Origin of the sequence: Mesorhizobium japonicum MAFF 303099 (assembly GCF_000009625.1) — a bacterium.
GTDB lineage: Bacteria > Pseudomonadota > Alphaproteobacteria > Rhizobiales > Rhizobiaceae > Mesorhizobium > Mesorhizobium japonicum.
This window is the reverse complement of the sequence record NC_002678.2, coordinates 4,173,494-4,186,035: the sequence shown is the minus strand read 5'-3', so window position 1 is coordinate 4,186,035 and position 12,542 is coordinate 4,173,494. Positions and strand designations below refer to the sequence as shown.

The 12,542-nt window shown below is 62.4% G+C and carries 9 protein-coding genes; 3 read left to right on the top strand and 6 right to left on the bottom strand.

Annotated elements, in window-relative coordinates; genetic code table 11:
• Positions 1–2: 2 nt before the first annotated feature.
• A complete protein-coding gene (locus MAFF_RS21515; protein WP_010913073.1) occupies positions 3–1,844 on the top strand; it encodes an ABC transporter ATP-binding protein in 1,842 nt (613 codons plus the stop codon).
• 24 nt (positions 1,845–1,868) lie between these two features.
• On the opposite strand, the gene MAFF_RS21510 is transcribed toward MAFF_RS21515, so the two are convergent.
• Positions 1,869–2,144, bottom strand: a complete 276-nt coding sequence (locus tag MAFF_RS21510) for a hypothetical protein (RefSeq protein ID WP_010913072.1) — start codon at positions 2,142–2,144, stop codon at positions 1,869–1,871.
• A 600-nt stretch (positions 2,145–2,744) separates the two neighbouring features.
• On the opposite strand from MAFF_RS21510, the gene MAFF_RS21505 reads away from it, so the two are divergent.
• Positions 2,745–3,422 carry a sugar transferase gene (locus MAFF_RS21505; RefSeq protein ID WP_010913071.1) on the top strand — a complete coding sequence of 226 codons (678 nt, stop codon included), beginning with the start codon at positions 2,745–2,747 and terminating at the stop codon, positions 3,420–3,422.
• An 84-nt stretch (positions 3,423–3,506) separates the two neighbouring features.
• Positions 3,507–4,766, top strand: coding sequence for a polysaccharide biosynthesis/export family protein (locus tag MAFF_RS21500; RefSeq protein WP_010913070.1), 1,260 nt, complete (start codon positions 3,507–3,509; stop codon positions 4,764–4,766).
• 313 nt (positions 4,767–5,079) lie between these two features.
• Here the strand turns inward: MAFF_RS21500 and MAFF_RS21495 are convergent, their stop codons facing one another.
• From MAFF_RS21495 to MAFF_RS21475, 5 genes are all read right to left on the bottom strand, one after another.
• Positions 5,080–6,393, bottom strand: a complete 1,314-nt coding sequence (locus MAFF_RS21495) for an O-antigen ligase family protein (RefSeq protein WP_010913069.1) — start codon at positions 6,391–6,393, stop codon at positions 5,080–5,082.
• 335 nt (positions 6,394–6,728) lie between these two features.
• Positions 6,729–7,556 (bottom strand): SDR family NAD(P)-dependent oxidoreductase, encoded by an 828-nt coding sequence (locus tag MAFF_RS21490; RefSeq protein WP_010913068.1) that lies wholly within the window; start codon positions 7,554–7,556, stop codon positions 6,729–6,731.
• A 63-nt stretch (positions 7,557–7,619) separates the two neighbouring features.
• Positions 7,620–8,105 carry an acetone carboxylase subunit gamma gene (locus MAFF_RS21485; protein WP_010913067.1) on the bottom strand — a complete coding sequence of 162 codons (486 nt, stop codon included), beginning with the start codon at positions 8,103–8,105 and terminating at the stop codon, positions 7,620–7,622.
• The gene (locus MAFF_RS21480; RefSeq protein WP_010913066.1) at positions 8,102–10,306 is read right to left on the bottom strand and encodes a hydantoinase B/oxoprolinase family protein; all 2,205 of its coding nucleotides are present in this window, start codon (positions 10,304–10,306) and stop codon (positions 8,102–8,104) included. Before MAFF_RS21480 ends, MAFF_RS21485 begins: the two co-directional genes overlap by 4 nt.
• A 14-nt stretch (positions 10,307–10,320) precedes the next feature.
• A complete protein-coding gene (locus tag MAFF_RS21475; protein WP_010913065.1) occupies positions 10,321–12,462 on the bottom strand; it encodes a hydantoinase/oxoprolinase family protein in 2,142 nt (713 codons plus the stop codon).
• Between the last annotated feature and the right edge of the window lie 80 nt (positions 12,463–12,542).

Below are 12,542 nucleotides of genomic sequence, written 5' to 3'. Positions count from 1 at the left end.
TCATGTCGAAATCCTCGATCCTTCGCCTGTCGCTGTTTCGCGATGTCGCCGCGTTCGGCGCCGTCATCGCCCAGATCGGCGGGCGGCGAACCTGGACGGCGCTACTGTTCCTGATCCTCGGCAGCCTGACGGAAGGCATTTCGATCTTGCTGCTTGTGCCGCTGCTGCATCTGGTCGGCCGCGCCGACCAGGATTTCGCGGTGCGGCTGCCGAGCAATGATTTCGTGCGCTGGCTGGTGCCGGACGGAACGCTGCAGCTGACCACCGTGCTGTGCGCGCTGGTCGGGCTCGTTGCCGTGCAGGCAGCGTTCAACCGCTTCAAGTCGGTCTACATGGCCAGGCTTCTCTTCGATTTCATCAACCGTTTGCGCATGAACCTGTTCGAGAGCATCGGCAAGGCGCGCTGGGGCGTCTTCTCGCGCATGCGCAGTTCCGATCTCGACCATGCCCTGACCGGCGACATCGATCGCGTCCAGGGCGCCGCCTTCTCGCTTTTGATGCTGGTGCAGATCGCGGTGCTTTTGGTGGGCTATCTCGTGATCTCGATGTTCATCTCGCCGGTCATGACGGCGTTTGCGATCGTCATCGGCATCATGATGTTCATAGCGCTGCAGCCGTTTCGCGCGCGCGCGACCGCTTTCGGGCGTGTCCTGACCAGCAACCGCCAGGATCAGTACCGCACGGTCTCGGAGTTCCTCGGCGGCATCAAGGTGGCCAAGAGCCTGAATGTCGAGGCCAGTTATTTCGCGCAGTTGCAGTCGACGCTGGAAAAGATGAAGGCCGACAACATCGACTATGTCCGCAACAGTTCGATCGGCACCGCCGTGTTCCAGGTGGCGAGCGTTGTGGGCCTCAGCCTGTTCATCTATGTGGCGCTGGTCCGCTTCAACCTGTCACTGGCCGAGATTGTCGTGCTGCTTCTCGTCTTCATGCGCATCGCGCCGCGCTTCATGGACATGCAGACGCAGGCCCAGCAGGTGCTGATCAACCTGCCCGCCTATACGGCCATGCGCAGCCTGCAGGCCCGTTTCGACGCCGAGCGCGAGCCCGGCCATGCCCAATCCGAGGATATGCAAAAGCTGTCGCTCGATACCGGGCTGAACATTCGCGGCGTCTCCTTCAGCTACGATGACTCGGGCAAGGCGGTGGTGAGCGACATCACCTTCGGCCTGCCGGCCGGCAAGGTCACGGCCCTGATCGGCCCTTCGGGATCGGGCAAGAGCACGATCGCCGACATGCTGCTCGGGCTGCTCGAGCCGACCGCCGGCAAGATCCTGGTCGACGGCGTCGAGATCGATGCCGGCAATCGCCGGCGCTGGCGCGATCAGGTGGCCTATGTGCCGCAGGACGTGTTCCTGCTGCATGACACGATCGCGGCGAACCTGCGCCTGGCCGCGCCCCAGGCCAGCGACGACGATCTGTGGACAGTACTGCGCGCCGCGCATGCCGGTGACTTCGTCGAACGGCTCGACCAGCGGCTCGAGACCGTGGTCGGCGATCGCGGCGTGCGGCTCTCCGGCGGCGAGCGTCAGCGCATCGCGCTGGCGCGTGCGTTGCTGCGCAAGCCGTCGCTGCTCATCCTCGATGAGGCGACCAGCGCGCTCGACTGGCAGAACCAGTCGCTGATCGCCCGGTCGATCGACGGATTGCGCGGCGCGATGACCATCCTGACCATCGCGCACCGGCCATCGATGATTGCTTTCGCCGACTGGGTGGTGGCGATGGAAGACGGCCGCATCGTGGAGGTCGGCCAGTATCAGCGCCTGAAGGCGAAGCCGGCGAGCCGGCTGTCGAGGATGCTGTCGGGGGAACAGTCGGAAACCGAACCCGCCAATGTGGCCTGAGGCCACGGATATCCTTTGCAGGAACTAGTGCAGGCTGCGCCGGGCGTTGCCCAGCTTCTCGCCTTCGGTCACGTCGGGCGAACTCAGCTTTCTCTCGGCTTCACGCAGCCTGTCGGCCGGCGTCGGCGCGCTCCGGGCGATCATGGCATAGACAAGGACGAAATAGCCGGCCTGGATGATCACGGCGCAGATGATGACGCGCAGCAGCGTCATGCCCAGCGAAGCGCCGCCAAGCCATGACCAGGCGACGACGATTGCAAGTGCGAAAATCATCCCAACGATGAATTTTGGAAGCGACATACCCAACAGCCCATAAACCGGCCCGGGTTTTATCAAACGATAGCCCCACCCGAGCGCCGTCCCTTGTCATGCGGGCTTGTAAAGGTGCCCGCTATCGACCGGTTGCTTCCGGCCTTTCAACCTGTCGCCACTCTGACAGGTATAATTTGCAATTCTATTAAGGCGAGCAGAAGGCGGCAAGGGCAACCGCACATATTTTTGATTGAGCTTGCGCGATCGACTCTGGCATGCTGCAACGCACACCACCGCAATTTACTCAACCTGCAGCCGCCGACTCGCTTCAGTACAATTCCCAATATTATGTAGTATTTTATGTTAATAGTCTGGAACTTCGGGCCTTCCTAAAGCTCTAATATGTACCAATCCGGGCCCGAGAGAACGCCTTGCCCCTGATTCGCCCCAAAAAGGTCCGCATTTTTTTACGCTTGCCCATTTATTGTCACAAATGTGCTAAACATCCTGAAAAATGTGCATCACTAGCTTATTATTTAGTCAATTCATGACGCGACTATTTCAGTGGGCCGGGAAATTGTGTGTTGCGCTGCAACATTTTTTTGGTATCGTGTGGTGAACCATTCGTTCAACGCATGGAGTTTCCGCATGAGGGATATTGCCAAGTCGGCCACGGCGGACTTTTCGCAGGCTGACACCGATTTTCCGCCGCCGATCGGCGGCCTCATCAAGCGCAGCTTCGATATTGTCGGTTCACTGGTTGGTCTGATCGCTCTCAGCCCGCTGTTCATCATGGTAGCGCTGCTGGTCAAATTTTCCGACGGTGGATCGATTTTCTACGGCCATCGGCGAATCGGGCGCGGCGGACGGATTTTTCCGTGCCTGAAATTCCGCACCATGGTTCCGGACGGTGACAAGGTGCTGGCCGCCTATCTCGCCACCAATCCGGAGGCCAATGCGGAATGGATAGCGACCCGCAAGCTGAAGAACGATCCACGCGTCACCCGCGTCGGCGCGGTGCTGCGCAAGCTCAGCCTCGACGAATTGCCGCAGATCATCAACATCCTGCAGGGCGATATGAGCCTTGTCGGGCCTCGACCGGTGGTGCGCGACGAGCTGGAAATCTACGGCAGCGCCGCCGTCTACTATCTGAAGTCGCGGCCCGGCCTGACCGGCCTGTGGCAGGTCAGCGGCCGCAACGACGTCTCCTACGACAGCCGCGTCGCCTTCGACCGCCATTATGTCGAGAACTGGTCGCTGTTCGGCGACGTGCGCATCATCATCAAGACCGTGCCGGCCGTCTGGATGTCCCGCGGCTCTTACTGACCGGCTGCCGGCACCAGGCATCCGGAGGCAAGCTCATCGGGCGATGGGGCTAAAACGGATCGGAACGTTCAGTTGAAAAAAGACATGTTCGAAGCCTTTGGCAGCGGCCGCTTTTCCGGTCGCTCTCGGCTTATGGCCACCTGCCTTGCGACGTCGCTCGCTTTTCTTCCCCAGGTCGCCATATCAGGTGAATACCATCTCGGCTCGCAGGACAAGCTCAACATCCGCATCGCCGAATGGCAGACCGTCGAAGGCACGTTCCGCGACTGGACGGCGGTGAACGGCGAATACACGGTCGGCCCGGCCGGCACGCTGTCGGTGCCTTTCGTCGGCGAGTTGCCGGCGGCCGGCAAGACCACGGCGGAAGTCGCGGCGGCAATCAGCGAGGCGCTGCAGCACAAGCTCGCCCTGTCGGACAAGCCCGAGGCCTCGGTCGAGATGGCGCAGTTCCGGCCCTTCTATATTTCGGGCGAAGTGCAGAACCCCGGCCAGTTTCCCTTTGTGCCCGATCTTACGGTGCTGAAAGCGATCAGTGTCGCCGGCGGTATCAGGCGCAGTGCCGACTACGGCCCCCAGCTCGGCAAGGACCTGGTCACGGCCAAGGGCAATTTCGATATCTCCGACGACCAGCGCGTCCGGCTGCTCGTCAGGCGCGCCCGCATCGATGCCGATCTGGCCGGCAAGGCAAGTTTCGAAGCGCCGAAAGAGGTCGAGGGCGATCCGCGGCTGCCGACCATCGTCGCCGACGAGATGACGATCCTGACGGCAGATCAGAAGGCGCTGAAGCTGAAGCTCGAGGCGCTCGACGATCTCAAGAGTGTCCTTCAGGCCGAAATCGAATCGCTGCAGAAGAAGATCGTCAACCAGCAGAAGCAAGTCGACCTGGCGCAGCAGCAGCTCACCAGCATCGGACCGCTGGCGCAGAAGGGCCTGGTCGCCAATGCGCGGCTGCTGGATTCGCAGCAGTCCGTCACCGACCTGCAGGGCAAGATCCTCGATTACGAGACGGCCATCCTCACCGCCAAGCAGGCGATCAGCAAGGCGACGCAGGACGCCATCGATGCCCAGAACACGTTGAGCTCTAGCCTCGCCGCCGACCGGCAGCAGACTGAAGCCGACCTGAACGAGGCCGCGCTGAAGGTGAATATGCAGAAAGGCCTGATCGCCCAGGCCAGCGATCCCGGGACGACGGCCGCCATCACCAACGACCAGCAGCCGACGCTGCTTTATTCGCTGGTTCGCAATGTCGACGGCAAGACCAGCGAAATCGCGGCAAAGGAAGAAACACCGGTGCTGCCCGGTGACGTGATCAAGATCAAGCTGGCACCGCTGGCCAGCCAATAGGTCGCGGACTTCGGCGCGATCAGCGCTCCGATCCATCGCACAAGGAATTCCAACCTCCACCAGGCCCGCCTGGTGGAGGTTTTGCCATGAGCGATCCAGGGCGCGAATGATAGAGCGTTTCACCGTTTCACGGCAACGGCGAGCCGTTCTATTCTCTTTGTTCTAACGCAATTCCCAAGGGAAACCGCTACGCGCTTTTCCCGGAAACGCCGCTCACACTTTTCCTGGAATTGCTCCAGAGCGCGCCGCCTCGAAGGGCGGGAATCTCTCGTTACCGCAAGGCGCTATGCGCCTTTGGGCGACGTGGATGGGCTCATGATGGATCGGCGGCCGCCGGACGGCCGACATGCCGGTGCCAGGCCGGCTCGCCCCTTGCCGCATCCGCCGGTTCGAAAGCCGGCGACCAGCGCGTACGGGTGACCGGCAGCCGCGCCAGCTTGAAGTAGCTGAAATACATCAGGAACGAGCCCATAATGTAGGGGTTGAGGACCTCGACCTCGACGAAGGAGCGGATGAGCAGCAACACCATCACGCCGAACAGCACCACCGATTCGGCCTGCCATGCCTTGAAAATCACCGTCGAGACATGGCCGTAGAGCGTGCGCAGCATGATCAGCGAAATCATCACCGCTCCGGTGAAGCCGAGTTCGACAAGCGCCTCGACATAGGTGTTGTGGAAATGGAAGCCGGTGCGGGTGGTGATGTAGAATTCATTCCACAGCCGCTCGGCCTCGGCAAAGCCCTGCACCCAATAGGCGGCATAGCCGACGCCGAGGATCGGCGAGCGCTGCGCGGCGTTCCAGCCCTGCTCCCACAGATAGGTTCGCCCGGTGAGCGTCGAATCCTTGCCGAAGAGGCCAAGCACGAAGTCCATGAGCCCGAGATTGAGGGCGACAAAGGCCACCACGACGATCAGGCCGGCGCCGACCACGAAGATCACCCGGCGATAGCGCCGTGACAAAAGCTTGGTCATGGCAAGAAGCGCGATCAGCGCCAGGACCGCCGGTATCGAAGCCATCGACGTGGCAGAATGCGAAATGACCAGCAGGTAGGCCGACAACAGCACGACAGGAACAGTCAGTATGAAACTCAGCCGGCCGCGCCGCAGGAAAGCGAGGAACACCACGGAGAAGTAGATGCCGAGCGAGCCGACGAAGCCGATCTGGTTCTTGGAGGCAAAAGCGCCGACGAAATTGTAGGTGCCGTCAAGGACGTCCTCGGAATAGGCCCCGACCTTGAGCGAATAGAGCATGACGAAGAAGATGCCGACCAGGGCGCCGAGCGTCAGGGTGCGCACGCTGACGGTACGCGCCGCGACATAGGCACAGGCGATGTGGGACAGGTACTGGACCGCCGTTCTGGCGGTGACGCCGGGCGCCTGCGACCAGAAGATGGAAAAACAGATATAGGCCGCGAACAGCAGAGGCAGCCAGGCGCCGGACAACTGGCGCAGGAAGCGCCGGTAGTCGACCAGGATGAGCGGAAGCCAGACGGCGTAGTAGGCCAGGATCAGCACCTGCCCGAAAATGACGGAATAGGAGAACGCCCAGATCGACACGGCAACGGCAAAAGCGCCGTAGACCGAGTTCTTCTCGGGATCGACCAGCAGGGACTTTGGAATTTTCATCTCAGAGTCCCGTCGGCGCGGCCCAAGACCAGCAAGTCGGCCGGGCCGCAAACCGGCCGGCATATCCGCAAACAGGGGCGTGCAATAAACGGCATCTCCATTGTGCAGTGCAATATAACCTATCGCATCGCATGCTCAATGGCAAATCCGGTCACCTTGTCTTACATCCGAGCAGTCCACCGTTTCACGGAAATGGCGAACCGCTCTAACTCGTTGTTTTGACGCAATTTCGGACGGAAAACCGTTCACACTTATCCTGGAATTACTGTGGCGAACGGGGAGAGATCAGCCTGTGGCCCGCCCCGAGACAGCCGCCTGGATCAGGCACGAGAATGCTACCAGAGTGCTCCGCCGGTGATCTGTATGTTTTCCATGGTGATGCCTTTGGCCAGGTCCGAGCACAGGAATACGGCCAGTGCGGCGATTTCCTGCGGCTGCAGCATGCGCTGCTGCGGGTTGCCCTTGGCGATCTCGGCCATCGCTTGCTGCGCCGTCCGCCCCTTGCCCTCGCGCTCGACGACCTGTGCCACGTTGCGGCGCATCAATTCGGTCTCGACCCAGGTCGGGCTGATCATGACGCAGGTGACGCCGTGCGCCGCCCCCTCCAGCGCCACGCAGCGGGTGAGGCCGAGCAGGCCGGCCTTGGAGGCGCAGTAGGCGGGGTTGTCCTTCCAGCCGACGGAAGCCGCGGTCGAGCCGATGTTGACGATGCGGCCCCAGCCGCGCGCGATCATGCCGGGAAGCACGGCACGGGTGGTGCGGAAGGCGCCGGTCAGGTTGGTGTCGACGATCTTGTCCCACAGCGCGTCGGAATGTCCGCAAACCGGTTGCTCGGTGGTGGTGCCGGCCGCGTTGACCAGGATGTCGGCAGGACCGATGGCGGCCTCGGCTTCGGCGACGAAACGGTTGGTGACCTCGCTGTCGCGGACATCGAGGTGAGCAGCGTGCACCCTGGTGCCATGGGCAGACAAGGCCGACCGCACGCGCTCGATTTCGTCGATGCCCGGATAATAGGCGGCGTCGGATCTGTCGGTGCCGGCAGGCGCGATGTAGGACCCGACGGCGACATTGGCGCCAGCTTCAGCCAAGGCCGAGGCAATGGCGAAGCCCATGCCCGAAAAGCCGCCGGTGACGATTGCACCGCGCCCTGCAAGGTTTGTCATCGCGTGCTTCTCCAATGGTTGGGGCAAGCAATCAGGTTCCGCAGTATTTGTCGACGCGGTTCGCTAAAGCGGCTTGCCCAGCCATTCGCGATAGAAGCCTTCGAGATCGGGCTGGAAATCGTGCACGATGGGATAGCCGGGCGCGGCCGCTTCCACCTCGTGCATGGTGCCGCACTCCGGGCAGATGAATTCGCGGATCTCCATCCATTGCGGATCGGGGATATCGCTGCTGGGATAGATTTCGCGCAACGTCTCCTCGGTGTTGCGCACGATGATCGACGCCTTGAGCTTCCAGTTCTTGCGATAGTCGCCGAAGGAGTGACCGCATTCGCAGCGCGTCACGCGCTCGTCGCCGCTCTGGCAGATGAAGAGGTGGTCCGAGACCGGCAGCAGGATCGGGTCCTTCCAGCTGACACGGTCCTGCAGCACCGCGACGTACTTGAAAAAGCGGTCGTCATCCTTGTAGGCGCTCATGACGCGGCGTGTCTGCGGCCAGGGCAAAGTGCCCGCGACCAGATCGGCGATGACTTCCTTGCTGTACGAGGTCATGGCTTTGCTCCCGGCATGAAGATCGATCTGGCGTCGACGTTCCAGAAATCGCTGAATTCCCTGGTGAAGCGCGACGACAGCTTGATCGCGCTGGCATACATTTTCTTCACTTCCGGAGCGAAATCGGCCTTTTCGACACGGCCGCGTTCGCTGGCGATCCACTCGGAGACCGGCTTTGCCTTGGCCAGGCGATTGGCGCGCATTTCGGCGCGGTGGCGCTTGGTGGCCTCGAGGTTGGCGACGGGATAGCCGTCCTCGTCCTCATCGAGCATGATGCCGAAAATGCCCTCGGCCGCTTCCTTGGTGAGATAGCCGTTCTCGACATCCATGGCCGTCTTGAGCGGATCGCGTTCCAGCACGTCGCCATAACCGCCACCGCCATTGTAGGAATGGGTGAAGACGTCGCCGGTCTTGTGCGGGGCGGTGATGTAGGGCCCCTCCATCGTCACATGCTCGCCCTGCAGCCGCAGTTCGAGTTCCGAGCGATGCGGGTTGGTGCCGGTGTGATGCGCCAGCGGCGCCCGCTTTTCGGCGAGTTCGAAGATGTCGCTATCGCGCACGGCGCGGTGCTTTTGGCAGGTCGGCGCCGGGTAGCCGCCGCACATGCCGCCATTGTCGAACACGCGGGAGGAATGCTCTGACGTAACCAGCCTGAGATGATCGGTCTTGCTGACCAGCCAGGTCGAGACGAAGGAGCAGCCGCCGCGATACTTGCCGGCGCCGCCGGAATTGGGAACGATCGAGCGGCCGATATAGAGCATCGGCATGTTCTGTTCCCAGATTTCGATATTGCCCATGTCGGATTCGGGGTTCCACCCGACATAGGCTGTGTCCAGCCCATCCTTGATCGCCAGCGCGCCGGAGCCGGCGGCGGCGCATTCGAAATGCGCCATGCCGAACAGCTTGCCGTACTGGCTGGTGCCGCCCATCTCGATCATCGGGCTGTTGACCTGGCCGACGAAGGCTTCCTCGACAAAGCCACGGCCGATGAAGGAGCGCGACAACAGCCGCTGGAACACGCCATAGGCCGGCAGCAGCAAGGCCCATGAGGTGGCGGTCGCCACCATCTCATTGTCCGGATTGGTCCAGGTGCCATGCGGCAGCTTCAGCTCGGTCGCCATCCAGGCGCCGTCATTGACCAGACCTTCGAAATTCATGTGCTGGGTCAAGGTCACGAACATGCCGCCATCCATGCCGGCCGGCGTGCAGTTCATCGAATGGTAGCCCCAGGGCTGCGTGCCCTCGAAATCCATGATGATCTTGCCGTCGGTGGTGATCTCCATTTCGATCGGCATGTTGTAGAGCCAGTCGGGATCGCCGAGCGGCTGGTAGCCCGGCTTGCCCGCGGTGACATGGCCGTAGAAAGTGTGGCCGCGATAGATGCCGGGAACCGTGAGCTGGCGCGTGCGGGCGAGCTGGGCACGGCGGCCTTCCTCGATGAACTCCTTCGACACCTGCATCCAGTAGTCCAGGCCGATCTCGTCGATCAACGCCTTGACGCTTTCACGCATGTCGATGCAGGAGGCGACCTTGGCCTTCTCGTCGAGCACCCAGTAGATCGGCATGCGCAAATTGCGCTCGCAGCGGATGACATAGTCGCGACGGATCTCGTCGTTCTCGCCGACCTTTTCAGCGCAGACGAAGAGACCCTCGGTGAAGCGCTCCTGGGCCAGCGCCACGTCACCGCCGGGAGTGATGCCGCCGGCCTCGAGTTCGTGGCAGACCGCGCCGGCCCAGCCGACCAGCTTGCCGGAGTGAAAGATCGGCACCACGTCCATGACGTCGGGCACCTGAACGGTGCCGATGAAGGCATCGTTGTTGGCGAAGATGTCGCCGTCGCGGATGCAAGGATTTTCCTCGTAACCGTTGCGGATCATCCATTTGATGAAGCGGCTCATCGTGTGCACATGCACCATGATGCCGTTGGAGAGCGCGATCGCATCGCCTTCCGGCGTGTAGATGGCGACGACCATTTCGCCGACTTCGCGCACGCCGGGCGAAGCCGAGATGCGGCGGGCCATTTCGCGCGCCGAGACGCAATAGGCGCGCAGCTTGGTGTGCAGCGTCTCGAATTTCAGCGGATCCTGGTTGCGCAGATGGAGTTCCGTGATGCCGTCATAGCAGCCGGTCTCTTCCATGAGCCGTTCGGATTCGATCAGCCGTTCGCGGATGCGCAGCGCGGAGGCGGGTTTGTCCAGCATGGCGTTCGCCCTTCTCAAGCGTGGGTGTAGTGTAGCAGCGTCCATTCATCGACATGGACACGGTCCTGCGGATGAACGACGAGCGTGGTGGCGGGATGTTCGATAATGGCCGGGCCGATGACCTCGTGGCCGGGCTGCAGACGGTCCATCTCGTAGAGATTGGCCTTGTGCCAGCGGCCGCCAATATAGGCCTCGCGCACCCCCTTGTGGGCAGCGGAAGGATCCGACTTGCCGAGCGGGCGCTTGAGCAGCACCGGCTTGACCTTGTCGGCGGTGGCGATGAGGCCGAGCTCGGTGATCGAGAAGCCGGCTTCGCCATAGCGCGAAACGCGATGGTTGACCTTGGCGTAGACCGCCTCGAACTCGTCGATGACCCTGCGCATGTCGTCGGCCGATTGGATGGCCGGCAGCGGCGCCATCACCTCGACGTCCTCGAGCTGGCCGGTGTAGCGCATCATCAGGAACGGCACGGTCTTGATCTTGTCGCGCGCGTGGCCGTCCACGATCATCTCGTCGACCGCCGCCCTTGTGAGATCATCCCAGACATCGGTGACCTTCTTGCCGAAGGCGAGCAGCTCGTCGTCGCCGGCGCGCGCACCGATGTCGTGCTGCGTCGACACGGAGTGGCGGCGCATGAAATCGGCGGTGGTGCAGCCGAAGGCCGAGAAGGCGGCGGCGAACTGGAAGGTGATGATGTCCTTGAAGCCGATGCCCCTAGAGCAGCCGGCCAGATGCAGCGGGCCCGAACCGCCATAGGAGAGCAGCGTGAATTCCGAGGGGTGGATGCCCTGGCCGGAGATGACGCGGCGCAGCGCGTTGTTGGCGTCGGCCTCCAGCATCTCGATCATGCCTTCGGCGGCTTCCTCGACACCGACGCCAAGCAGGCGCGAACATTTTTCCTCGAAGGCCGCCCTCGCCTTCTCGACCTGCAACACGACCTTGCCGCCAAGGAAATAGTGCGGATTGAGGCGGCCGAGGATGGCGTCGCAATCGGCGATGGTCGGCTCGGTGCCGCCCTTGGCGAAGCAGATCGGACCGGGATCGGAGCCGGCGCTTTCCGGTCCGAGCGAAACCTTCTTGGTCAGCGGATCGACTTTCAGGATCATGCCGGCGCCGGCGCCGATCGTGTCGAGATGCAGCGTCGGCACATTGAGCTTGAAGCGGTCCATCAGCGGCTCGTTCTCGATCCGGGTCTGGCCGCGGGTGATGACGCCCATGTCGAAGGAGGTGCCACCCATGTCCGAGCAGATCAGCGAGTCGTTGCCGATCAGCTTGCCGACATAGGCCGCGCCCAGAATGCCGCCGATCGGGCCGGAGATCATCGTCTCATGCAGGCGCGGATGGTTGATTGATGTCAGGCCGCCGAAGGAGAGCAGCGTCTGCACGCCATATTTGAAGCCGTATTTCTTGGAGACGTCCTCGATGCCCTTGAGCTGCTTGCGGCCGCGCGAGGTGGCATAGGCCTCGATCAGCACGGAGTTCAGCCGCGACTGTTCGCGGATGACCGGGCGCACCTCGTGGCTGGTGTAGACGAGGATGTCGGCGCCGGCCTTGGCGATCTCCTCGCGGCAGATCTCGGCAATGCGCTTCTCGTGCACGGGATTGACGTGCGAGAAGATGGTCATGATGCAGATCGCCTCGACCTTGTCGGCGATCAGCTTCCTGGCGGCCGCAGCGACCTCGTGCTCGTAGAGCGGCAGGATGATGTCGCCGAACTGGTCGATGCGCTCGGTGACGCCATGGGTGCGGCGGCGCGGCACCAGCGGGTCGGGATGCTGGTGCGTCACCGCGTGGAGCCGATCAGCATAGGAATAGTCGGCCCAGGCCTGCAGGCCGCGGCCCATCAGGATCATGTCTTCCAGGCCCTTGGTGGTGATGAGGCCGAGCCGGCGGCCGGTGCGCGACAACAGTGTGTTGAGCATGCCGGTGCCGGAATAGAGCACGACGTTGACGCCGGAGAACAGCTGCTCCAGCGAGATGCCCCAGGCATCGGCCGCGTCCTCGGCCGAGGCAAGGAAACCTTCGGCCTCGTTCTTCGGCGTGGTCGCCGACTTGCCGATCTTGAAGTGGCCGTCCTGATCGACAAGGATCGTGTCGGTCATGGTGCCGCCGGCGTCGATGCCGATGACGATGGGGTTGGTAGTGATCTGGTCCACGGGTCGCCTTCCCTCTTCGAGAATGACCGCAGGCTAGATTCGATCGCGCGGATCGCGCCATATGCCTAAAGACACAATGA